Annotated in this window: 16 protein-coding genes; 13 read left to right on the forward strand and 3 right to left on the reverse strand. The window is 46.5% G+C overall.

Going from position 1 to position 23,936, the window contains the following annotated elements:
• The first annotated feature begins 66 nt into the window (after positions 1-66).
• The 7 genes from PSE7367_RS16875 (at position 67) to PSE7367_RS16905 (ending at position 9,264) form a co-directional block, all read left to right on the forward strand.
• Positions 67-783 carry a chemotaxis protein CheW gene (locus PSE7367_RS16875; RefSeq protein ID WP_015166554.1) on the forward strand — a complete coding sequence of 239 codons (717 nt, stop codon included), beginning with the start codon at positions 67-69 and terminating at the stop codon, positions 781-783.
• A complete protein-coding gene (locus PSE7367_RS16880; RefSeq protein WP_015166555.1) occupies positions 780-3,212 on the forward strand; it encodes a hybrid sensor histidine kinase/response regulator in 2,433 nt (810 codons plus the stop codon). The genes PSE7367_RS16875 and PSE7367_RS16880 overlap by 4 nt, the downstream gene beginning before the upstream one ends.
• 116 nt (positions 3,213-3,328) lie before the next feature.
• Complete coding sequence (locus PSE7367_RS16885) at positions 3,329-3,895, forward strand: Uma2 family endonuclease (RefSeq protein WP_015166556.1); 567 nt, start codon at positions 3,329-3,331, stop codon at positions 3,893-3,895.
• A gap of 95 nt (positions 3,896-3,990) precedes the next feature.
• Positions 3,991-5,034, forward strand: a complete 1,044-nt coding sequence (gene cheB / locus PSE7367_RS16890; protein WP_015166557.1) for a chemotaxis response regulator protein-glutamate methylesterase — start codon at positions 3,991-3,993, stop codon at positions 5,032-5,034.
• An 808-nt stretch (positions 5,035-5,842) separates the two neighbouring features.
• Positions 5,843-7,288 carry a hybrid sensor histidine kinase/response regulator gene (locus PSE7367_RS16895; protein ID WP_015166558.1) on the forward strand — a complete coding sequence of 482 codons (1,446 nt, stop codon included), beginning with the start codon at positions 5,843-5,845 and terminating at the stop codon, positions 7,286-7,288.
• A 148-nt stretch (positions 7,289-7,436) separates the two neighbouring features.
• Positions 7,437-7,907 (forward strand): chemotaxis protein CheW, encoded by a 471-nt coding sequence (locus PSE7367_RS16900; RefSeq protein ID WP_015166559.1) that lies wholly within the window; start codon positions 7,437-7,439, stop codon positions 7,905-7,907.
• Positions 7,900-9,264, forward strand: a complete 1,365-nt coding sequence (locus tag PSE7367_RS16905) for a CheR family methyltransferase (RefSeq protein ID WP_015166560.1) — start codon at positions 7,900-7,902, stop codon at positions 9,262-9,264. Before PSE7367_RS16900 ends, PSE7367_RS16905 begins: the two co-directional genes overlap by 8 nt.
• 273 nt (positions 9,265-9,537) lie before the next feature.
• Here PSE7367_RS16905 and PSE7367_RS16910 read toward each other — a convergent pair whose 3' ends face one another.
• The gene (locus tag PSE7367_RS16910) at positions 9,538-9,996 is read right to left on the reverse strand and encodes a hypothetical protein (protein WP_015166561.1); all 459 of its coding nucleotides are present in this window, start codon (positions 9,994-9,996) and stop codon (positions 9,538-9,540) included.
• A gap of 1,017 nt (positions 9,997-11,013) precedes the next feature.
• Here PSE7367_RS16910 and PSE7367_RS16915 point away from each other — a divergent pair.
• Together PSE7367_RS16915 and glcD are read left to right on the forward strand one after the other, a co-directional pair.
• Positions 11,014-13,158, forward strand: coding sequence for a polyribonucleotide nucleotidyltransferase (locus tag PSE7367_RS16915; RefSeq protein WP_015166562.1), 2,145 nt, complete (start codon positions 11,014-11,016; stop codon positions 13,156-13,158).
• A gap of 205 nt (positions 13,159-13,363) precedes the next feature.
• Positions 13,364-14,866: a glycolate oxidase subunit GlcD gene (glcD, locus tag PSE7367_RS16920; RefSeq protein ID WP_015166563.1), complete on the forward strand. Its 1,503-nt coding sequence runs from the start codon at positions 13,364-13,366 to the stop codon at positions 14,864-14,866.
• 176 nt (positions 14,867-15,042) lie between these two features.
• On the opposite strand, the gene PSE7367_RS20705 is transcribed toward glcD, so the two are convergent.
• Together PSE7367_RS20705 and PSE7367_RS16935 are read right to left on the reverse strand one after the other, a co-directional pair.
• A complete protein-coding gene (locus PSE7367_RS20705) occupies positions 15,043-18,042 on the reverse strand; it encodes a transporter substrate-binding protein (protein ID WP_015166564.1) in 3,000 nt (999 codons plus the stop codon).
• Between the two features lie 431 nt (positions 18,043-18,473).
• Entirely contained in the window at positions 18,474-19,370 is an 897-nt protein-coding gene (locus tag PSE7367_RS16935; RefSeq protein ID WP_015166566.1) for an alpha/beta fold hydrolase, read from the reverse strand.
• A 327-nt stretch (positions 19,371-19,697) separates the two neighbouring features.
• Between PSE7367_RS16935 and moaA the strand changes: the two genes are divergently transcribed.
• The 4 genes from moaA to PSE7367_RS16955 all read left to right on the forward strand — a co-directional run bounded on the left by moaA (position 19,698) and on the right by PSE7367_RS16955 (position 23,916).
• Complete coding sequence (gene moaA, locus PSE7367_RS16940; protein ID WP_015166567.1) at positions 19,698-20,684, forward strand: GTP 3',8-cyclase MoaA; 987 nt, start codon at positions 19,698-19,700, stop codon at positions 20,682-20,684.
• 174 nt (positions 20,685-20,858) lie between these two features.
• Positions 20,859-21,320 carry a protein tyrosine phosphatase family protein gene (locus tag PSE7367_RS16945; protein WP_015166568.1) on the forward strand — a complete coding sequence of 154 codons (462 nt, stop codon included), beginning with the start codon at positions 20,859-20,861 and terminating at the stop codon, positions 21,318-21,320.
• Positions 21,321-21,754: 434 nt separating this feature from the next.
• Positions 21,755-22,255, forward strand: a complete 501-nt coding sequence (locus PSE7367_RS16950; protein ID WP_015166569.1) for a thiol-disulfide oxidoreductase DCC family protein — start codon at positions 21,755-21,757, stop codon at positions 22,253-22,255.
• A gap of 269 nt (positions 22,256-22,524) precedes the next feature.
• Entirely contained in the window at positions 22,525-23,916 is a 1,392-nt protein-coding gene (locus PSE7367_RS16955) for an efflux RND transporter periplasmic adaptor subunit (RefSeq protein WP_015166570.1), read from the forward strand.
• Positions 23,917-23,936 lie beyond the last annotated feature (20 nt).

Here is a 23,936-nt window from a genome sequence, read left to right on the forward strand (position 1 = left end):
CCTTCAGCCCAAGCCCTGACTGAGTGCCTGGAAACATAGAAAAACGCATCAGCGATAGGTAAGACCATGAGCAATGATTGCTGGAATCAAATAGGCGTATGGGGCGATCGCACTTGCCCAGAATTAGCCAACTTTACCCATTGCCGCAATTGCTCGGTCTATGCCAAGGCCGGACGTGGATTGCTAGAGCGCGCAGTCACCACAGCATATATGCAGGAATGGACAAATCTGCTAGCCAAGCCTAGTGCTGAACGCGGGGGGCAACGATCGGGCGAAACGATCGCAGTGGCAATTTTTCGATTGGGACGCGAATGGCTAGCACTGCCCGCGAACCTATTTAAGCAAGTAACATCGCCGGAGCCGGTGCATATCCTGCCCCATCGCAGCAATCAAATTTTGCGCGGTATTGTCAATGTGCGCGGTCAGCTATTGTTATGCATCTCCTTGGCCGATCTGTTGCATGTGGAAAAAGCGACCCCGACGATCGCTAATAGTTCCATCGCTAAAACCACGACCACTGACGTAGCGATCAGTAAAGATGTCAGCCCGATCGTATATCGGCGCTTGCTGGTAATTGCCCAACAGGGTGAAGACTGGGCCTTTGAGGTGGACGAATTTTATGGCATTCAACGATTTGCCAGCGAAGAACTGCGATCGGCGCCGACAGTGGTAGCCTCAGCCACCGAGACCTATACCCGCTGCATTGTACCCTGGCAAGCTAGAAACGTTAACTATCTGGATGCACAACGGCTATTGCAGACCTTAACCGAAAAAATCCTATGACCAGCGACACACCAGATTGGAGCAATTTTTCCATGTTGGAGTTGTTCCGCATGGAGGTAGAAAGCCAGGTGGCAATTCTGGTGGAATGCCTATTGGCACTAGAGCACTGTGGCCAGTCAGATAGTTGCGATCGCGCTGAAATTGACAAAATGCTAGAGTCGCTGATGCGGGCGGCTCATTCAATTAAGGGGGCAGCTCGGATTGTGCAAATTGAAGCGGCGGTGGAAATTGCCCATCGGCTTGAAGATTGTTTTGTGGCTGCCCAAAAAGGTCTATTTCATCTCGATTCTGAGCGCGTTGATATTTTGCTCAATGGGGTAGATTTACTCGCTCAAATTGGTCGTCTAGAAGAAGCTGAATTAACTACCTGGTGCGTCGATCATCAAAAAGTAGTCGAAGGGCAAACTGCCGCGATCGCCGCAATTACTAGCGCGCCATTAATACCAGAATCATCTACCCCAGCTACTCAGGCTCCCCCAACCACAGATGCGCCAACGATTTCACCCAGTGATGTACCGCAATCTACTCCATCTCCACCCACGATCGCCCTGGAACCAAACCCAACTGAAAGCCAATCCCATCAACCTCCCCAGCCGCAGACCAGCCAGCAATCGAGCCAGCCAGCCAGCCAGCAAGTAGCGATCGAAAATCCAGTTACACCCACCACCGCCAAACCCACCATTCCCGATCGGGTAGTGCGCATCAGCGCCGACAACCTCAATCAACTGATGGCATTAGCTGGTGAATCACTGGTAGAGGTCAATTGGCTGCAACCATTTTCTGATTCTTTATTGCAACTCAAACGTCGTCAGCAGGAACTATCCCGCCGTCTCGAAAATTTTCAGTCGGTGCTTGCTGATGTCAGCCTAAATCCCAGCGTTGCCCAATCTCTGGGTGAAATGCAACAAAAGTCCCGCGATTGCCATGAATTATTGAGCGATCGCCTGAATGATCTAGAACTGTTCTCCCGCCGCTTTACCAATTTATCTGACAACCTCTACCGGGAAGTAATTGCCAGTCATATGCGTCCCTTTGGTGATGGCGTGCAGGGGTTTCCGCGCATGATCAGAGACCTGGCTAAGCAATTGGGCAAACAAGCACGTCTAGAAATTAGCGGCCAGTCCACCCAGGTGGATCGGGATATTTTAGACAGGCTGGAAGCACCGATCACCCAGATGCTGCGTAATGCGATCGCCCACGGGATTGAAGCCCCTGCCGCCCGCCTGGCAACTGGCAAACCAGAAATCGGCACAATTCGCCTAGCCGCCACCCATCGTGCTGGCATGTTAGCAATTACGGTGGAAGACGATGGTTGTGGCATCGACCTGGATCAGTTGCGGCAATCGATCGCTGCCAAAAAACTGGCCAACGCCGATGTGATTGACCGCCTTTCCGAAACAGAACTAATGGAATTTTTATTCTTGCCGGGATTTACCACTACTGAGCACATTACCGAAATTGCCGGACGCGGGTTTGGTCTTGATATTGCCAAAAGTATGGCTCAAGAGGTGGGTGGCTTCCTGCGTGCCTTCACCCAAGCTGGCCAGGGCACCACCTTTCGCTTCCAATTACCCTTAACCCTGTCGGTAATTCGAGCTTTGCTGGTGGAAATTGCTGGCGAAGTCTATGCCTTTGGACTCACCCGCATCGATCGGGTGTTAACCATCCAGCGAGAAGCCATCTTCGTGGCCGAAAATCGCCAGTATATTGTAGTAGACGAACAAAATATCGGCCTGGTCTCTGCTGGTCAGGTTCTGGAATTGCCAGATCCAGGGCGCGAAGAAAGCTCGCTATTGTCAGTCGTGGTGATCGAAGATCAATCCGATCGCTATGGCCTAGTCGTCGATCGCTTTTTGGGGGAGCGGGATCTGGTTGTCCGTCCCCTCGATCCGCGCCTGGGCAAAGTCAAAAACATTAGTGCCGCCTCGTTGATGGGCAATGGCTCACCTTTGCTAATCATTGATACTGCCGATCTGGTGCGATCGATTGATAATTTAATTTCCGGTGGCAATCTCAATTTAATTGGCAATGATGAAGCGGCAGCCACCGAACGCGATCGGCAACGGGTTTTAGTCGTAGATGACTCGATTACGGTGCGGGAAATGGAACGCAAACTACTCCAAAATAATGGCTATGAGGTTGATGTTGCCGTCAATGGCGTAGAAGCATGGAATGCGGTGCGCATGAGCAACTACGACCTGGTGATTTCTGATATTGATATGCCGCGCATGAATGGGATTGAATTAGTAGAGCAGATTAAATCCCACCCAAAGTTAAAATCTATTCCCACCATTATTGTGTCTTATAAGGATCGAGAGGAAGATAAGATCGCTGGCCTTAAAGCTGGTGCAAATTATTACCTCACCAAAAGCAGCTTTCATGATGACAGCTTAATTAATGCAGTTGTAGACTTGATTGGCAAGTCTTAGCGGCGGACTCTGTACTTGTTTCAAGCGCCGGGGCAATAACTATCATAATGCTTCTGAACCTTAGCTCATACCGCGACTGCTAAACTAGATTTATCTTGCCTAGAAATTCAATCGCCATGACCATTACAACCAAACCAGTGCCTAGCCTGGCAGAATTTCTACAACTCCCCGAAACCAAGCCAGCCAGCGAATATATCAACGGTGCGATCGTTGCCAAGCCCATGCCGAAAGGAAAGCATAGTCGATTGCAACTCAAGCTATGTAATTGGATTAACGAAATTGCGGAAAGCCAGAAAAAAGCTTATGCTTTGCCAGAGTTGCGCTGTAGTTTTGGCAGCCGATCGATTGTCCCTGATATTGCCGTGTTCAAATGGTCGCGGCTTCCCTTTGATGTTGATGGAGAGATACCCAATGATTTTTTATTGCCCCCCGATTGGATGATTGAGATTCTCTCCCCCGAACAAAGTTCAAATCGAGTGATTGATAATATTCTTTATAGCCTAGACCATGATTGCCAATTAGGTTGGTTAATCGATCCCACCGATCGCTCTATTTTAGTCTTCCTTCCAGATCAGCAACCAGAATTGTGGCGCGGTAGCGATCGCCCGCCTGGACTAGCCCAAATCCCACTGGAGTTGAGCGTAGAGCAAATTTTTAGTTGGTTGAAAATGTTAGATGCTTAGATGCCTAGGCTTCGGATTTTACTACAGCGATCGCTTGTGCCAATAACCTGTAATATCCGGGCTAAAATTTGCCCCATCTTCAAAATTGCCCGCATATGTTAAAAATTGCCATTGTGAACGATACCATGATTGCGATCGAAGCGATGCGCCGCGTCATTGCCACGATTGCCGATTATCAAATTGTTTGGATCGCCCGTGATGGCAGCGAAGCGGTTGCTAAATGTGCTAGCTCCTGCCCAGATTTAATCTTGATGGATTTGCATATGCCCAAAATGGATGGGGTCGCCGCCACCCGCCAAATCATGCAACAAAGCCCCTGCTCAATCCTGATTGTGACTGCCACGGTTCATGCCAATACCGCCAAGGTGTTTGAGGCTATGGGGTATGGTGCTTTAGATGTAGTGCGAACGCCGATCTTGGGTCTGCAAGGGCAACCCGCCGTCGCTCCAGATCTGCTGCATAAAATCGCCACGATCGCTAAACTGATTGGCAAATCACGCAGCTCCAAGCCTAACAATCCAAATCTGCCCAACCGATCGCCGCTTGCTGTACCTCGCAGCGCTGGGCAACTGCCCCCTTTAATTGCGATTGGCGCATCCACTGGCGGCCCCAATGCCCTGGCAAGTATTTTGTCTGAGCTACCCCAGAATTTTGAAGCGGCGATCGTGGTGGTTCAGCATATCGATGCCCAATTTACACCCGGTTTGGGGCAATGGCTAAATCAGCAAACGCCTTTAACCGTGGAATTGGCGATCGCTGGCACTCAACCCACCGCCGGCAAAGTATTATTAGCAGCAACCAACGAACATTTGGTGCTCAAGTCCGATCGTCGGCTTTACTATACCAAGCAACCCAGCCACTATATTCATTGTCCATCGGTGGATGTATTGTTTAGCAGCCTGGCCCAGCACTGGACCAGAGCAGGAATAGGCCTGTTGCTCACTGGTATGGGCAAGGATGGGGCCGAAGGGTTAAGTTTATTACGTCGATCTGGATGGCACACGATCGCCCAAGATCAAGCTAGTTGTGTGGTTTATGGCATGCCCAAAGCAGCGATCGAGGCGGGGGCAGCCGTTGAAGTTCTACCAATCGAGGCGATCGGCGCTGTCCTACGCAACCGAAAAGTCATCACCCCTTAACTTCGACTCCTATGTTTAGCTGCATAATTTTAGTAAAACTACTGCATATCTCACATTAACCCACATTAACCCACAAAATAGTATCGCCATAGACATATTTATCCCACAGACAGATGTCTGGTTTGACTATTATATTCAGCATATATACTCGTATGCTACTGGCATAGTAGTGGGGCAAAATGGCTGATTGCAGCCTTTCGCTACTTAGTCAAAAGATTTATAAATGTAAATTAGAGTAGGGATTTAGCCCATACCTGCTGACTTACCTTGTAATTGCCAATCCAAATAATTATTCAGTCATAATCAGTCATAATTAGTCATAATTATTCAGTAATTAGTGCCGATCGAGGAACTACCAAAATTTTGCCTAGTTTGATTCGAGCATAATTATGCTGCTATTTCTGGTTTTTGCCCGTGGAATTGATAAAGCCTATTTAATATTATATTTGTTTTGGAATACTTAACTTGTGAAAGTTACTAACTAATTCGCCAAATACTTTCGTCTCTTTGCTAGGTAAGGGCGATCGCATAACATCGCATAATTAAATGCTTTTTAGATACTTTGATGTCATAGGGCAATTTTTATTTGGATGAAGTATGCATACACTTGCAATCGTTAGCTTTTAAAAATCGAGCATTCAAACGCCATAGAAATAATATACAAATAATTTACTATATACATCAATCAACCATATTAATTAATGTATATTGTTTGATCTAATTTTGGCATATTTTATTAATGTGGGTATTCTTTGATTAGGAGCATCTTATCTACTAGCACCTTTATCAATAGACGGAAATTGAGGACATGAATTCTCCTGATGCCATAGAGCCCAGCAACAACCTGACTGAACCAGCGATCGCGGTTAACAATTTGTCTTATAGCCAAGACGGTAACGCCTCAGCCACTGCAGTAGCCCAGCAAACTTTAGCTCGCAGCAGCCAAGCCGTGGTGGTGTTGCTAGTTGATGATCAACCAATTGTGGCCGAGTCGATTCGCCGCTTGTTGGCATCGGAACCTGATATTCAATTTCATTACTGTGGCGATGTCCAAAAAGTAATTCCCACGGCAATTCAACTAGCCCCGACGATTATTTTGCAAGATCTGGTGATGCCCGATGCCGATGGGCTGATGTTGGTCAAGTTTTTTCGCGCCAATCCAGCTCTCAGCAAAATCCCGGTGGTGATTCTCTCTACTAAAGACGAAGCAACCGCCAAGGCTGAAGCCTTTGCCCATGGCGCTAATGATTATTTGGTCAAACTGCCCGATCCGATCGAACTAGTTGCCAGAATCCGCTACCATTCTGCTGCCTACGTCAATTTGTTGAAAGGAGAAGAAGCCGATCGCACCCTGGCATATAACAAAGAGTTAGAACAGCGCGTTGACGATCGCACCGCCGAACTGCAGCAAACCTTAAAGAATCTCAAGCAAACTCAAGCCCAAATGGTGCATAACGAAAAAATGTCTAGTTTGGGACAATTGGTCGCTGGTATTGCCCATGAAATCAATAATCCAATCAATTTTATCTATGGCAATATCAAACATGTAAAAGCATATGTCAACGATCTATCAGAGATGGTTCGCCTTTACCAGGAGCACTACTCTGAGCCCGTCTTACCGATTCTTGAAAAAAGCGCAAGTATTGACATAGAATTTATTAATCAAGATTTGCCAAAGCTTCTAATATCCTTGGATACAGGGGTTGAGCGAATCCGTAATCTGGTGCTTGGCTTGCGTAACTTTGCGCGTCACGACGAAAGCCCAGTCAAAGCAATTGATATTCACGAAGGGATCGATAGCACCCTTTTGATTCTGAAGCACAAAATTGATGACATTGAAATTGTCAAAGACTATGGCGATCTCCCCCTAGTTGAATGCTGTGCCAGTCAGATCAATCAAGTATTTATGAATATTCTGGCCAATGCGGCTGATGCACTAGATGAAGCGAGGGAAGTAGGGAAACAGCCCCAGCCCAAAATTACAATTCGCACCGCCAAGCAAGAATCAGACCAGATTACGATCGAATTGAGCGATAATGGCATAGGCATTCCACCAGAAGTGCAACAACTCATCTTCGATCCGTTCTTTACCACCAAAATTGTAGGGGAGGGCACTGGCTTAGGTCTTTCAATTAGCCATCAAATTGTAGTCGATAAACATAAGGGTAAATTGGATTGTATCTCGGCAATTGGGAATGGAACTACTTTTCGGATTGAGCTGCCCACTTCATTCCAAATTGAGCAAGATTCTTAATTGGCCACCCATGTAATCCTTAGGAATGAGACTAGAATTACAGCGTAAAATGATTGGCAGAACCCCAAGTGAGTAGGACAAGATTACAAGATGAAAGGTGCGAGCATAGATTTATAATTTATAACTGTAAGGGGAGCTTGAATCGCCGATGCTAATGTTAATTTTTCAGGCTGGTGACGAACGCTACGCTCTGGCGACGGATCAGGTGGTAGAGGTGGTGCCGATGGTGATCCTGCGGCAGTTGCGCCACGCTCCTGACTACATCGCTGGAGCCTTCAACTACCAAGGGCAAGTTGTTCCGGTGCTTGATTTGAATTATTTGCTCAATGGAGCTAACAGTCGCCCTTTTTTAAGTACGCGGATCATATTAACCAATTTTGCTAATCATGAGGGCGATCGCCACATCTTAGGGCTAATGGCAGAGCGTGTTACCCAAACAATTGAACTGGCAGAAACTGACCTGGTTGATGCTGGTTACCACACCCTTGATACACCTTATTTGGGCAAGATGACGTTGAGTCAAACAGACATGATTCAATGCATTCAGGTGGAGCAACTATTGCCATTAGTGGCGAAAGACAATCTGTTTTTAGCTTTAGAGGGCAGTAAGGTTGACTAATTCAGCTAACACAATTAATCCAGATAGAGGAGCGCGGTTAAAGATCAAACAGTTGCTAGGCAAGCGGATTGGCCTCAACCCTGACTCAATTGGTGACAAGGCGATCGCCAGGGCAATTGACCAGCGCTTGCACCTGCTGGGGATTGAGAATCCACATAAGGATACTCGGTACTATCAATATTATCAATTGTTGCTAACTTCTGCGACGGAGTTTGAAGCCCTGGTTGAATGTGTGATCATTCCTGAAACCTATTTTTTCCGGGGTCGTCAATCCTTCACATTCCTAGAGCGTTATGTTCGCCAGGAATGGTTGCCAAAGCATAGCCATAGAAGTTTGCGCGTGCTAAGTGTTCCTTGTTCTACGGGTGAGGAGCCATATTCGATTGCAATTACACTGGCAAAAGCGGGTTTAAGTCCGGAGCGGGTGCAAATTGAGGCGATTGATATCAGTCGTCAATCGCTTGTAAAAGCTGAACGGGCGATTTATACAGATTATTCATTTCGGCAACAGTTCCTTACCGATCGCCAAGCCTATTTCCATCAGGTGCCAGAAGGTTATCAACTGTGCAATTCAATGCGTCGCTGCGTCAAGTTTGAACATAGTAATTTGCTAGATCCCTGGTTCGCCCTAGAACGTCAACCCTACGATCTCATTTTTTGTCGTAACTTGTTGATCTATTTCCATGCTGCTGCCCGCACCAAAGCAACTCAAGTTTTAGACCAATTGTTGATCGATCAGGGTCTATTATTTGTCGGCTATGCTGAGACAACCCAGATAGACCATCGCAAATTTGTGTCGGTGGGACATTCCCTGACCTTTGCCTACCAAAAAGCTCAAAGAGCAAAAAAAGCAAGTGCTACCAGCCCCAGGCCAGCTCATAAAAACCGCGATCGGCTGCTTGATGCTCCATCCCCGATCCTCAAAAGCAAGACTGCTCAACCAGCAACCAACCTGGCCAACAAGACTAAAAAGGAACAGTTAGTTAAATCAACCGCCCTTGACGATCGCATAGCGGAGCCCAAATCAGACCCCAATGATCAAGCCGATAACCTATTGCAAACTGCGAGAAGTTTGGCCGATGTGGGACAACTCGCCGCCGCCGCTGAACTTTGTCAAGCATACTTGAGCCAGAATCCGATCTGTGCCCATGCCTATGTGTTATATGGAGAGATTTTGCAAGCAATCGGCAAAGATGAGCAAGCAGAGGAATGTTGGCAAAAGGCGCTCTATTTACAGCCAGATTATTATGAAGCACTGGTGCACCTAGCCTTATTAAAGGAGCAAAGGGGCGATCGCCTCGGTGCAGCAGTTATTTTTCAAAGAATTTGCGTAAATGTGCGCTTCGGATCGGAGTAGGTGTCATTTTTAAAAAAGGAATGCACCCCAAAAGAAATTAAATCCAAATTATCCCAGCAATTAGCCCGACGGCTCATACTAGTGGATATACCAGCATGTTTGAGCGCAGATTGGTAATTTGGTAATCGGTAATCAATCAGTAATCAGCACGGGCACACTGCGAACCACGGTCAGAATGAAAGAGCAAGCCATTGGTTGAGGGTATGCGCTACCTCCAGAGCAGCCGCTAAAGCCGTCGCACTCTACACATCATGGCAACTAGCTTAAATCGAATCAAGTTAAAGAGGAGCTTTGCCAGGAACTTGATAACAGTTTTCGTCCCAGTTCAATATCTTTACTCGAGCTTTGCCAATCAGGATGTGCTGTCCTTAAAAGGCTCTCAATCGTCTCACGATCGAACAGATGCCAGACCAATGCGCCCTGTTTGATTTGGCCAGACTGATTTTCGATTACACTCTCAATGGCATAGCAATCAATGCTGAGGCAATAGATTAAGCAGGTAGTAGCAGCGCGATCGAAAACCAGCCGATCGCCAACCTGCATAGTGCGAAAATTAATGATTGCCTGTTTAAACTCTTGGGGTGAGTTGACTACCAAGCCTGGTACTGGCGTAATATACTGCCGATCGCCATTGATTGCCAGCCAGTAATGTCTGGTTGGATCAATGCCCTCAAGCCAAACTGACTCATCATCAAGACGGTATCGGGGTGCAATAACAAGAGGATTGGTCATAGGTGCTGGATTAGGGCATTAGGGTAGCAGTGGCAAATATTAAGCTTCTCGCATAAACATTTCACCCAAATGATCAAGCTAATAGAACCAAAGCTGCAATCTCGTAATCATAGACAACAGGTCAGTATGGGAGGTTAGGGAGTAAAAGATCTATAAGCCTAACCCTAGTTTAAGCAAAACTCGCCAATTCATCCATCCCTAGAGGTACAAACTTAGCAGGTATAAATCCAACCTAAGTCAGATTATGTCGGCGATCGCTGCTGTTAGGTTTAGTCAGAGCCTAATATTAAGGTCAGTCTAGCTCAAATTAGAATAAAGGTATTTCCTAATTCATTGCCTAATTCAGGGATGATTAATATCAATCACCGATTGAGAGTCTATTATTAGGATGGGCAAGGCATGAAGAGCTAAACTGCATTTTATTTTTGTCAATTATATATTGATGTATATGTTGCATATGTAATGTATGTGAATGAAAAATCATATGTACAACTGCAATAAGGTAATACCATCTGTAAAGCTTGTAACGGGGTGAATTTATGGCTGCTAGTGCTGAGCCTGGATTTAATATTTCTCAGCCATGCCAGGTGATAGAAGCGTGGCTGTCGCAGTTTAATCAATACTAGTATTTATGGCAAAATTAAATATTAAATGTTGAAACGATCGGGTCATGCAGTATGATGCAGTGGCCTTAACTTTTTATGATTTAAGTTTGTAATGCTAGAGCTTAGCTGTACTTAAAGCTTTACTTGGAAAAGACAAGTTAATCCAAATGGCGATCGTAATTGGAAGGCTAAAGACATCCTACTAATATGTTTTATGTTTTGCTTTGCTATTTGATAAAGCTTGATTGAGGTAGTAATTAAGCTGATCAGCTATTGGAGTTAGCGATTAAGTATTAAGGCAGAACTAAGATCCGCAGCATTATCCTGGCTAGATGCTAGTATTTCCAGAAGGATAAGTGGCAGATATCACAAGAAGAGAAAACAGAGAAATAAGCAGAAGAAGTTAGATATAATGACCCCGACAGAGAAAACAATCCCATTTTATGGGAGAGAAATTAATTTAAAAATGGGACTGATTGCCCCCCAGGCTGGTGGCTCAGTGTTAGTTAGCTGCGGTGAGACAGCAGTTCTGGTGACAGCAACTAGAGGTTCAGCTCGTGATGGGATCGATTTTTTACCCCTTTTAGTTGATTACGAAGAGCGCCTCTATGCAGTAGGCAGAATCCCCGGTGGTTTTCTGCGCCGCGAAGGACGACCACCAGAAAAGGCAGTGTTAACCTGTCGCTTGATCGATCGCCCGATGCGCCCGCTATTTCCCAATTGGTTGCGCGATGATATTCAAATTGTAGCTACAACGATGGCTCTGGATGAGCAAGCACCACCGGATGTTCTGGGGGTGACCGGGGCTTCGCTGGCAGCACAAATTGCCGGATTGCCCTTTAATGGGCCAATGGCTGGGGTGCGGGTTGGCCTGGTGGGTGATGAGTTTATTATTAATCCTACCTATGCTGAGGTAGAAAATGGCGATCTCGATCTGGTGGTAGCTGGTACGCCAGAAGGGATTGTGATGGTGGAAGCTGGTGCCAATCAGTTGCCGGAGCAGGACATGATCGAGGCGATCGAGTTTGGCTATGAGGCCGTCACTGAATTAATCAATGTTCAAAATGAGGTTTTGAAAGACCTGGGGATTGAAAAAGTAGAAATTGTGCCCCCAGAAGTCGATCCTACTCTGGCTGATTTTATCCAAGATCGCGCCAGCGAAAAAGTCACCAAAATTATCAGTAGCTTCGAGAAAGTGAAGCCTGTACGTGATGATGCCCTAGATGCGGTCAAGGCAGAGCTAGAAGCAGAGATTGCTGAACTCCCTGAAGATGATTCAATCAGGCTAGCCGCTACTGGTAAAGCGTTGGGCAATGCCTATAAGAGCTTGACCAAGAAACTGATGCGCAAGCAGATCATTGAAGAAAGTGTGCGGATTGATGGCCGCAAGCTAGACGAAGTCCGACCCGTTGATACAATGGTGTCATTGTTACCGCGCGTACATGGCAGTGCTTTGTTTAATCGCGGCCTTACGCAAGTGCTTTCGATCGCTACTCTGGGTACTCCTTCCGATGCTCAGGATCTAGATGATTTGCATCCCGATGAGTCGAAGCGATATTTGCATCACTACAATTTCCCGCCCTACTCAGTGGGTGAGGCACGGCCGATGCGATCGCCAGGCCGCCGAGAAATTGGTCATGGGGCGTTGGCAGAACGGGCAATTTTGCCGATTTTGCCCGGTGGCGAGTTTCCCTATGTGTTGCGGGTCGTATCCGAGGTAACGTCTTCTAATGGTTCTACTTCGATGGGTTCGGTTTGTGCTTCGACCTTGGCATTGATGGATGCTGGGGTGCCGATCGCCAAGCCGGTCAGTGGTGTAGCGATGGGCTTAATTAAAGAAGGCGAAGAAGTGCGTGTCCTGACCGATATCCAGGGGATTGAAGATTTTCTGGGGGATATGGATTTCAAGGTGGCTGGGACTGATGCTGGTATTACTGCCCTGCAAATGGACATGAAGATCACTGGCATTGCGATCGATACGATCAAGGATGCGATCATTCAGGCCAAGGCTGGACGCTTGCATATTCTGGAAAAAATGCTAGCGGTGTTGCCAGAACCAAGGCCAGAAATCTCGCCCAATGCACCACGTATTCTGACCATGCAAATCAACCCGGATCAAATTGGTTTGGTAATTGGCCCTGGTGGTAAAACAATCAAGGGGATCGTGGAAGAAACTGGCGCTAAGGTTGATATTAACGACGATGGCACAGTTACGATCGCCTCGGTTGAGTCGGCAGGTGCAAAGCAGGCGATGCGGATCATTGAGGGGATGACCAAGCAGGTTTCTCCCGGTGATGTGTTTATGGGCAAGGTAACCCGAATTATTCCGATCGGTGCCTTTGTAGAGTTCCTGCCCGGTAAAGAAGGCATGGTGCATATTTCCCAGCTAGCTGAAGGACGGGTTGGCAAAGTTGAAGATGAGGTGAACGTGGGCGATGAGGTGATTATTAAGATCCGCGAGATCGATCAACGCGGTCGCTATAATCTCACTCGCTTGGGCATTCATCCAGAGCAAGCCGCTGCTGCTAGGGGCGGAGATAAAGAAGAAGAATCCTGAATCCAGAGTGCTTGGCTAGTTGAGATCGAGCTAAGTTTAAATAAGCAAAACCAACTACGTTAGCTGCAAATCCGGTAGGATAGAAGGTGATAGGGCAGCGGAAAAATGGAGCATATGATAGTCATCTTTGATGGTAATTACGATGCTCTGGATAACCTATAGTTATTGCTCTTAGCACTCATTCCAGTTAATCCTACCTAAGCCTATGCTTACCTCCGACCTGGCTAATCAAAATGCTCAAAATGCTCAGGATTGGCGATCGCTAGCCCAGCAGTTTGCCCAAATTGTTGGCGATCGTTATGTGGTGCGCACCCAGGAAGAGTTGATTGCCTATGAGTGCGATGGATTAACCAGTTATAAGCAACAACCCGCCCTGGTGGTATTACCAAAAGATACCGCAGAAGTCGCGGCAGTGGTGAAGGTATGCGATCGTTATCAAGTACCATTTGTGGCCAGGGGAGCCGGGACAGGATTATCTGGTGGCGCATTGCCGCTAGCTGATTCGGTGTTGATTGTGACGGCAAGGCTAAAGCAAATCCTGGATGTAGATCTAGCTAATCAGCGGGTCGTGGTGCAACCAGGAGTGATTAATAATTGGGTGACCCAGGCCGTGAGTGGTGCTGGGTTTTATTATGCCCCCGATCCTTCCAGTCAAATCATTTGCTCGATCGGAGGGAATGTGGCGGAGAACTCCGGTGGCGTACATTGTCTTAAATATGGCGTAACCACCAATCATGTCTTGGGCTTGAAAGTAGTATTGCCCAACGGTGAGATTGTTAATATTGGGGGCAAAATCCCAGAAATGCCTGGCTATGATTTGCCTGGTATTTTAGTAGGTTCGGAAGGTACATTGGGAATTGTCACGGAAGTCACCTTAAGAATTCTCAAGGCGGCAGAAAAGATCCAGGTTTTCCTGGCTGATTTTGATAGTGTGGAAGCAGCGGGAGCTACGGTATCAGATATCACTGGGGCTGGCATCATTCCTGGTGGCATAGAGATGATGGATAATATGAGCATCAATGCGGTTGAGGATGTGGTGGCTACCAACTGCTATCCCCGTGATGCGGCGGCGATCCTGCTGGTGGAACTGGATGGAATGGCGATCGAAGTGGCCGAGAATGCCAAACAATTGGAAGCAATTTGTTATAAGAATGGCGCTCGGAATTTAGTTTCGGCGACCGATCCAGCAGAGCGAAATATTTTATGGAAAGGTCGCAAGGCAGCGTTCGCGGCAATGGGGAAACTCAGCCCCGACTATTATGTACAGGATGGAGTAATCCCGCGCACCAAGTTACCTTACGTGCTCAAGGAGATCGCTAACCTGGGTGAGAAGTACGGACATTATGTAGCAAATGTATTCCATGCTGGTGATGGTAATCTGCATCCGCTGATTTTGTATGATAACTCTGTGCCTGGGCAATTGGAACGGGTTGAGGAACTGGGTGGTGAAATCCTGAAGCTATGCGTGGCCGTGGGTGGTAGTATCTCTGGCGAACATGGAATTGGTTCCGATAAGCGCTGTTATATGCCAGAAATGTTCAGTGAGGCTGACTTGGAAACAATGCAGTGGGTAAGGCGATCGTTCGATCCCAAAAACATCGCCAACCCAACGAAAATATTTCCCTCACCACGAACTTGCGGCGAGGGAGCGAAACCTCTATCGAAAGAAGAATTAGAATCGAAGTTTAAGAACGTACCACGATTTTAATTAGCTATGTTCAACTTTACACTAACTATGTGCATGGTGATTATTTAGTAGATGAGGAAGCAGCAGAGTCAGTAGAGATCCAGATAACGCATGGCTACTCAAGAGACCACCGCCGCGTTCCCATCCTTGCTTCTAGGTTTGGTCCAAAATATGAGAGCGAGATTTGTCCTAATCTGCTATAGAAAGCTACTACGACCAGGTTCAAGCTCTGAACTGTTAAATTTTTCTGGTAGCTGGATTGTGAAGGTAGAACCTTGGCCAAGCTCACTTTTGACCGTGATCTTACCGCCTAAAAACTGACAAATTTTGTTAGTGATTGCCAGCCCCAAGCCAGTGCCACCATACTTACGGGTAATTGAATTATCTGCTTGGGTGAAGGGAGCAAATAGTTCTGGCAATCGCTCCGGTTCAATGCCAATACCATTATCGCTTACGGAGAAAATCAAGTAGCGATCGCCATGATGTTCCTGTGGCAATTCTAATTGAGAATCTGAAGACGCTGAAGAAGCTGGGGCTTTAGGCTCAACTTGCATATTAGTTTGGGAAACTTGCAAAGTTGTTAGCAACTCACCAAAACTATCCCTTGCTGGCTCTGCGATCGGCTCAGTTAACCCATAGACCGAGAGCGTAATTTCCCCATCGTGGGTAAACTTACAGGCATTACTGAGAAGGTTATAAATGCATTGCCTGATCTTTGTCAGATCGCCATACATATCGGTTAAATCAGGTGCGCAACTAACCACAACTTTGTTATTATTTTTTTTCGCCTGCATCTGAATACTAGAGGCGAGTTCATCAACAAGCAAGCGTACGTCAAAATCCTCTAAATATAAAGACACTCGTCCCGCTTCGATCCGACTGATATCCAGAATGTCATTGATCAAATTCAACAGATGCTTACCCGAAGTGCGAATCCTTTCTAAGTCTTCAACAATTTCTTCATGTCCCCATTCCACCACTTCTTCCTGCAAAACTTCCGTATAGCCAATAATTGCATTCAACGGAGTGCGCAATTCATGGCTCATTGTAGACAGAAATACATTGCGGGCTTTATAGGTTTTTTCGATCGCCTCCTTGGCATTTTTGAGCATGACTTCCGATTGCTTCCTGTCAGTAATATCACGAGCCACCCAAACCACCTGGTTCTCAAGCATAGGTGAAATACTGGCCGCAAACCAGATCTCCTGATCATTAATTTCTAGACTGTACTCAACTGGAATAGTCTGCTGGGAACGCAATGCTTTTCTAACATAGGCCATTAATTCATCGGCCTTATGCTTTGGCATCACTTCATAAATGGTGCGACCAAGCATCTCTTCTGGAGCCAGGTATAAAACATCTGGATTGGTGGGAGCAACTTCTAGATACCGACCTTCATGATCTAGAACCAGAATTACATCGGTGATTGCCCTAAACAATGCCCTTAGCTCGGCCTCGGCATGCTGACGATCGGCAATTTGCGATTGCAGACTTTTATTGGTCGTAACTAGCTCCTGAGTGCGTTTAGAGACTTCTGTCTCTAGATCAGCCGTAATTTTATGTAGTTCTGTTTCTGCATGTTTATAATCAGTAATATTCCGCACAATCCAGGCTACCCGATTTGCTGAAATTGGCGAAACCCGCGCAAAGAACCAGGTTTTCTGTTCGTTAATGTATAGGTAATATTCTATTTCCTGGGTGGTTTGACGATCGAGGGCAATCTGAATAAAGCGGTGATACATCTCTGCCTGTTTATGGGGCAGCACTTCATATACACTCTTGCCTATTTGCGATTGGTGGTGATCTACCAGATAACTAGGATCCGTAGGAGCAATCTGAAGACAATAGCCCTGCCGATCGAACACCAGAATCACCTCATCTATGATTGCCAGCAAAGTTAAGAGATCAATTTCCTCTTCATTACCACTAGCAGAGGGTTGAGCTGTATAGAGAGGAAGTTCCCTGGCATAGGTAGCCTCGGTTTGAGTGCTTGCGGGTTGATTCTGGTGAGTTGCACTAGTCTGGCTAAATTGAGCCAATAAATTAGTAATCAAAGATGATGAGGTATTTGTTACCCCTAACCAGGGTTGTGGTTCAATTTGCCGATCGCTTTCATATACTAATTTGAGCTGCCCATCTGGTTCAACTAAACCAATCCGACATGATTTATGAGTGTGTCGATCGGTGGCAAATTTGATCATGCCGCTGGGAGCCGGAAAGTCTATGTTTTGGCTGGCCATAACAATCTGTTCGGGGGCAAATGAGCCCACCACTTCAGCGGCTAGCTTCCATAGATAGATCTGGGTATAGGCAGTTTCGATCGGCGCAGAGGTAACTCGATCGGCACCATAATGAGCCTGGAAATTCTGGACAAACTGTTGATTCTCTTTGCTATCAAGACGCTGGAAGTAGCTGCTACAGCCATAATGGCCGATCGCTACAATTGGGTCAATTTGTTGTAACTCAGCTTCAGTTAAATTCAGCGAAATGATGGTGAAATCACTAGCCTCAACCCCAGTTTGGCTATACTGGCTATAAAAATCGATCGTATTAAAACTACTCATCAGATTGAAAACAACTGTCGCCTTACTCTGTTTAACTTGCTGGGCGATCGCGGCAAAATCAATGTGAGCGGTTCCCCAGGGCAAAACATAAACCTCACCAGCCAGGGTTTGATTATATTCTTGGAGCAGTGCTTTGAGGATGTTACTAGTGGTACGCGAAAAAATAGTATTGTCACCGAGCAAAAAAATACTTTTATCTTCGGTTTGGGTTAATTGTTGGTCAAAGAGCCATTTAAGCGCAGGCTCTAACAATTGGTTGGCACAAGACCCAGTATAAAAAACATGCTGACTTTGCTCTAGTCCTTCATAGGCAAATGGATACCAAAAGGAACAATCGGCTTGATCAATTAATGGAATTACGGCCTTGCGGGTTTGCGAAGAACCACCACTAAAAATTGCCACCACCCGATCGTGATGGATCAATTGGCTTACTTGTTCAGTAAATTTGGTTGGCTCAGCACTGCTATCCCTGATCACTGGTTCAATTGCTTTACCAAGTACGCCACCACCAGCATTGATCTCGGCGATCGCTAGCAATGCCGCATCTCGCATCGGCAACTCTGCAATCGAATCGCTCAAAGAGTTAAGAATACCAACTTTTACGGTGGGGGAATTTGCAGAATCGATCGCCATTAATCGTTGCCATATTAAGTGTTTAGGCAGCAGTAAAAATATGAAAAGCGCAATAGTTACACTTTTTTGATTATTATTATTTAATTATTATTTAACCGGATTTGAACCGACAGAGTAATAGTTGCAGATCAGGTTAACTATTAACACTATTAACTTAAGTAGTCGCAGACCAGGGTTTATAGTTCCGGAAATTTTGACTAAAAGTTGTTTACTGAGGCTGAATCAGTTTCTGAACGTCTAATTAATCCATTGGTCTAAGGCCATGACATCAACCATCAATGCCAGATAAAAATGCCAGATCAAATAGTAGCCGGAGCCAGGAAAACCTGCTTCCATTATTACTATTGCTCAACATGATGCTTTAGTCTAGATAACCTGGCAGTTATCTCGGTCACACTCAACAAACCAGAGCAAATCTGATTTCTGATTTTTTAGATATTACTCAGCCAATCAACGATCAGCGGGTTCACCAATTCTGGACGCTCATCGTGGGGGCAGTGGCCAGTATTGGCGATCGGCATAAACTTGATCGCTTTGGTTTCGCTATATTGCTGATAGATCGTAGCACCAGAAATGGGTGTCCAGGGATCTCGATCGCCCCAGAGTACCAACAATGGCCTGTCAATTTTCGGCAACAATTCGTCAGGCTTGGGGCCAGGTGGGGCTGTCAAAATTGAAGCAAATACTTTTTGAGCGCCAGGATCACAAGAGGGCTGATGTAGCATTTCTACCAGCTCATCACTAATTGCCTCATGATTGCGATAGACCTGTTTGAGGGTACCGCGAATCCGCTGCTTTTGGCGTACCCGATTAAAAATAAACTGCCCCAATCGGCGCGAACTAACCAGCCTGGTAAAGGTACCCATGATCAAGCCAAACACCGGATTTAGTTCTTCCGGGCGATGATTCAGACCACCTGCCGAATTGAGCAAAACTCCCGCCCTGGCCATTTCAGGATGATCGGCCAGCACCATTAAGCACAGTAATGCGCCGATCGAATTACCAATGAACACAGCCGGTTGATTAATTTTCTCTTGCCAGAAATCTTGTAATAGTTCCTGCCACAACTCCAGGGAATAATCTAACTCCGGCTTGTCGGCCGCACCAAACCCCAGTAGATCGATCGCAAAAACCTGATAACCAGCCGCCGCCAACGCTGGAATATTTTTCCGCCAATGGCCGATCGAAGCGCCAAACCCATGCACCAACACGATCGGCACATTATTGCTATTCCCATTGACGCTATAGAAAATGCGGTGGCCACGCCATTGCCAGGCTTGTTTGTCGATATTTGGAGCTACGCTGATGGAACTGGTGGGGGCGATCATTTGGTTGGTGTTGAGATTAAGTTGATGGTTAATAGATCAAATTAGAAATTCAAAAAATTAAATGGTAATGGGCAAATTCGTAATCTAAATAATTACCCTGCTCTACTAATACCGATCGAATATTTTTAGTAGCGATCGAAACTGCGCATTTCATTTGTTCATTTCTAACATAGAAGCACTGGCCAAGCCTTCCGCCCTACGTTGGATCTATTGGGTTAGATCTACAACCTCAGTTACGGCAGTTATGATTGAATTAGTAATGAATTAGTAATTAGTACCCACCATTTCAATTACTTCAATTATTCGGGTCAAACCCCATACCTAACCGTGAATCCAGTTGACTACCTGCGCATTAGCCTGATCGATCGCTGCAACTTCCGCTGTACCTACTGTATGCCCGAAGAGGCAGAATTTGACTATATTCAATCCCAACAACTGCTCAGCAATGACGAGCTAGTTGCACTCTTGGGTGAGGTATTTATGCCACTGGGCTTTTCTAAATTTCGGCTCACGGGTGGTGAACCATTGCTGCGCAAGAACCTGACCGAGTTAGTAGAATCGATCGCCAATTTGCCGGGGCTCCAGGATCTCTCCATGACCACCAATGGTTATTTGCTGCCCACAATGGCACAACCGCTCTATGATGCGGGTCTACGCCGGATTAATATTAGTCTTGATTCCCTGGATGCAGGCATATTTAAGCAAATTACCGGGCGCGATCGCTGGCAACAGGTATGGCAAGGTATTTTAGCTGCCTATGCAGTGGGTTTTGATCCGCTTAAACTAAATGTGGTGGTGATTCCCGGCGTAAACGATCGTGAGGTGCTGGATTTGGCGGCATTGAGTATCGATCGTGCCTGGCATATTCGCTTCATTGAATTCATGCCGATCGGTAATTCCCCTTTGTTTGACAGCGTTGGTTGGATTGATTCCGCTACTTTACGCGAGCAAATTAGCGATCGCTATGGCCTATTCGAAAGTAACTGCAAAGGCAACGGCCCAGCGGATGTGTTTCAAATTCCCAATGCCAAAGGGACGCTAGGGTTTATTAGTCAAATGTCGGAATGTTTTTGCGATCGCTGTAATCGAATTCGCCTCTCGGCCGATGGCTGGCTGCGACCTTGTTTGCTGAATGAATCGGGGCAGATCGATCTTAAATCTTTACTACGAGAATCGGAGCCAGATTTCACCCAGATTAGAGCCCAGGTGAGGCAGTTATTAATCGACAAAGAAGCAATTAATTTCAAAGAGCGCGATCGCGGTGTAGGCGATCAATCTACCTATCGTCGTACCATGTCACAAATTGGGGGTTAGTAGTTTTTCCAATCAGCAACATACAAAATATTGCGACAAACAGCCTGGCTTAAAGCTCCATTCAGCCAAATCATTCAATCTATAGCCCAAATCTTGAATTAATGCGATGCCGCATATCCGCCTTATCAAGCATCAGATCGATCATTTGAATTGTTATTGCTCCTACTTAAAACTATGCCCACCAATTCAGAATTAAATCAAATCACCAACTTTGTGCCCATTTCCGACCACTTGAGCACCGCAGGACAGCCCACGATCGAGCAATTCAAGGCGATCGCGGCGGCTGGCTATGACACAATTATCAATTTGGCGCTGAAAACATCTACCAATGCGATCGAGAATGAGGCGGAGATTATCGCCGATCTGGAGATGGAATATGTGCATATTCCGGTGGAATGGGAAAATCCAGCAATGGCGGATTTGGAATATTTTTTTGAGGTGATGGCCGCCCACCAGGACGAGAAAGTATTGGTGCATTGCGCCTTGAATATGCGCGTTTCTGCGTTTACCTATCTCTATCGCACCCTCAAGCAAGGGGTTGAGCCCCAGGTTGCCCAACAGGATTTAAATAAAGTCTGGGAGCCGATCCCAACCTGGCAAAGTTTCATCGATCGGGCGATCGCCCACTACAGCTAAAACGCTAACACCAGGCGATCGGTGGCCTCGTTAACTTTTGGGCTGATGTTTAGGCCAAGCCCCTGGAAGCCGAATCTATTGGTATGCATAAGATCCCCGCATAATTTAAATACGACCGATCAAACCTGTCCCTATTGGTGGATTGGTTTATTTAATATTTCCTTTATAAACTAGTAGTAGCTATTTATGGACTTGCTACAAATATTGACATAGCTGTGCTTAGACCAGCTCGATCGAAATTTTTGCATAAGCAAACCAGCCAAAGAAATTAAGGTTGCAAATTTTAGATTGAACCGATTCATCACAATCGCAGTCTAAACCTGATAAGTTCCCCGATCGCAGCTTATAGAACCAACCTGAAGTAACTAGAACATAGTTACCACCGTCAATCTAGGCAATATATCCTGAATCATTAATACAGAAGCGATCGCCCCATGACTAAAGTCAGCCCTACCAATAAAATCAATAAACCCAGCACTAAGTCGGAACCGGAAGCCCCAAATCAAAACCAGCCCCAAAGCAGATATAAAGTGATCTATGACGGTAATTGCAACCTTTGCGTGAGCCTGGTGCAAATGCTCGAAAAACTCGATCGCGGCCAGAAATTCACCTATGCGCCGATGCAGGATCTAGAAACCCTGGCTAGCTTTGGTATTTCCGCAGCGGATTGCGAAATGGGTATGATTTTAATCAATGCAAATTTCCCTGATCAACGCTGGCAGGGTAGCGATGCCGCTGAGGAGATCGGCAGACTCTTACCCGCTGGAGCGGTATTTGTAGCTGCCTATCGATCGCTACCGGGGATGAAGTGGCTGGGCGATCGTACCTATGAACAAGTTCGTGACAATCGCTATGCAATCTTTGGCAAACGCGATCGCACCTATCAATCAGCCTATCCGATCGGTTGTCGGCAAGGGCAGAATTGCAAAGTTTAAACTATTCAATTTGTATTCTTTTGATTAATTCGTTCACTTGATTAATTATTAATTAGTTCAATTGGTAATCATATTAATTAAGCAGAGCAACATAAGTTCATAAGTTCATAAGTTCAGTCGATCGCCATTGTGACTGTAATAAAACACTGTAATAAAACTAAGTCAGGCATAAACAACTATTACAACTATTTAGTATTTGGTTAAAAGCCAATTCAAGATTTTATATACATATTTAGTTTGATATTCAGGTTAGGTAGCGTGGTCAAGGTATGAAACCAATTCAGCGTAATTTAGTTTTGGTTGGCTGTCTTAGTAGCCTGTTATTGGTAGGGGTGGTTAGTGGTTGCGGCTCCAGCCCCGACAGAGCCAGTCAAGCTCAGCCGCAGGGGCGGGGTAGACCTAACCCAGGCGCAGCAGATCAAAATAGACCGATCGCGGTGGATGTGGCGATCGCGGCCACTGGTTCATTGCGTCCCGGCCTGGAATATACGGGCACCACTGCGCCGGTGCGAGAGGTGCTATTGCGATCGCGGGTGGAAGGGCGTTTGCTCAGCCTGAATGCCGACATTGGCGATCGGCTCACCCAGGGGCAGATCGTGGGTCAACAGGATGATGCAGTTTTACAGGCCACTGTCTTAGAAGCCAGGGCAGAGGTGGCAGTTTTGGAAGCGGAGGTAGCCCAGGCAATTACCGAGGTGAATACGGCCAAAACTCTGGTGGAGCAATCGCGGATTAGATTACAACAGGCGCAAGTTGACGCAAAGCGATTGCAAGATCTAGCTGAATCGGGTGCTAGCACTACGCAGCAGGCTGAACTAGCCCAAACTGAGGCCGAAACCGCAGCGCAGGTTTTACGCTCGGCTCAGGAACAGGTGCGATCGCGCCAGAACCAGGTTGTTGCTGCCAGACAACGGGTAGCTGCCCAACAGGCGGTGCTTGCCCAGGAACAAGAACAGCTTTCCTTTACTAGCCTGATTGTTCCCCTGAATGGGTTTGTGCTGGAGCAGATTGCCGAGCCGGGTAATTTACTACGGGCAGGGGATGAGGTAATTAGAATTGGTGATTTTAGCGAGGTTAAGGTGGTGGTGCTGGTGTCGGAACTGGAGCTAAGCCAGATTCAAGTCAATCAAACCGTGATGGTACGGCTGGATGCCTATGACGATCGCCAGATTGAAGGCAGGGTAAATCGGATCTCGTTGGCGGCTGATCCCACTTCGCGGCTGTTGCCAGTGGAAATTACGATCGCCAATAACCCCGACCAACCGATCGGTAGTGGGTTGCTGGCCAGGGTTAGTTTTACTGATCCTGGTGATCAAAGGGTGGTGTTGCCGCTCTCGGCGCTGGCGATAGGTGATGATGTTGCTGGTAGTCCTAATAATTCTAATAAACCTACTAATTCTAATAAACCTACTAATCCTGGCGATCGCGCTGCCAATAACAATATCAATCAAGATCCCAGCATGGCGCAGGTGTTTGTGCTGAATGAAACGGGTGATGGGGCAACGGTGGTGGCCAAGCAAGTCCAGGTGGGCGATCGCGGTGATGGTCGGGTGGAGATTATTTCTGGCCTGGATCGGGATGAAAGGTATGTGGTGCGGAGTGCAAAACCGCTGAAGGATGGCGATCGGGTGGTTTTAAGCGCCTTGTCACAGAATAGTTAATAGTTAAACAAATCTAGTCC

Source organism: Pseudanabaena sp. PCC 7367 (assembly GCF_000317065.1).
In the GTDB taxonomy this organism is placed as follows: domain Bacteria; phylum Cyanobacteriota; class Cyanobacteriia; order Pseudanabaenales; family Pseudanabaenaceae; genus Thalassoporum; species Thalassoporum mexicanum.

Bases quoted from the DNA above. Each gene is read 5' to 3' on its own strand.
- PSE7367_RS16875 (WP_015166554.1), top strand. From the start codon at position 67: ATGAGCAATGATTGCTGGAATCAAATAGGCGTATGGGGCGATCGCACT.
- PSE7367_RS16880 (WP_015166555.1), top strand. From the start codon at position 780: ATGACCAGCGACACACCAGATTGGAGCAATTTTTCCATGTTGGAGTTG.
- PSE7367_RS16885 (WP_015166556.1), top strand. From the start codon at position 3,329: ATGACCATTACAACCAAACCAGTGCCTAGCCTGGCAGAATTTCTACAA.
- cheB (WP_015166557.1), top strand. From the start codon at position 3,991: ATGTTAAAAATTGCCATTGTGAACGATACCATGATTGCGATCGAAGCG.
- PSE7367_RS16895 (WP_015166558.1), top strand. From the start codon at position 5,843: ATGAATTCTCCTGATGCCATAGAGCCCAGCAACAACCTGACTGAACCA.
- PSE7367_RS16900 (WP_015166559.1), top strand. From the start codon at position 7,437: ATGCTAATGTTAATTTTTCAGGCTGGTGACGAACGCTACGCTCTGGCG.
- PSE7367_RS16910 (WP_015166561.1), bottom strand. From the start codon at position 9,996: ATGACCAATCCTCTTGTTATTGCACCCCGATACCGTCTTGATGATGAG.
- PSE7367_RS16915 (WP_015166562.1), top strand. From the start codon at position 11,014: ATGACCCCGACAGAGAAAACAATCCCATTTTATGGGAGAGAAATTAAT.
- glcD (WP_015166563.1), top strand. From the start codon at position 13,364: ATGCTTACCTCCGACCTGGCTAATCAAAATGCTCAAAATGCTCAGGAT.
- PSE7367_RS20705 (WP_015166564.1), bottom strand. From the start codon at position 18,042: ATGGCGATCGATTCTGCAAATTCCCCCACCGTAAAAGTTGGTATTCTT.
- PSE7367_RS16935 (WP_015166566.1), bottom strand. From the start codon at position 19,370: ATGATCGCCCCCACCAGTTCCATCAGCGTAGCTCCAAATATCGACAAA.
- PSE7367_RS16945 (WP_015166568.1), top strand. From the start codon at position 20,859: ATGCCCACCAATTCAGAATTAAATCAAATCACCAACTTTGTGCCCATT.
- PSE7367_RS16950 (WP_015166569.1), top strand. From the start codon at position 21,755: ATGACTAAAGTCAGCCCTACCAATAAAATCAATAAACCCAGCACTAAG.
- PSE7367_RS16955 (WP_015166570.1), top strand. From the start codon at position 22,525: ATGAAACCAATTCAGCGTAATTTAGTTTTGGTTGGCTGTCTTAGTAGC.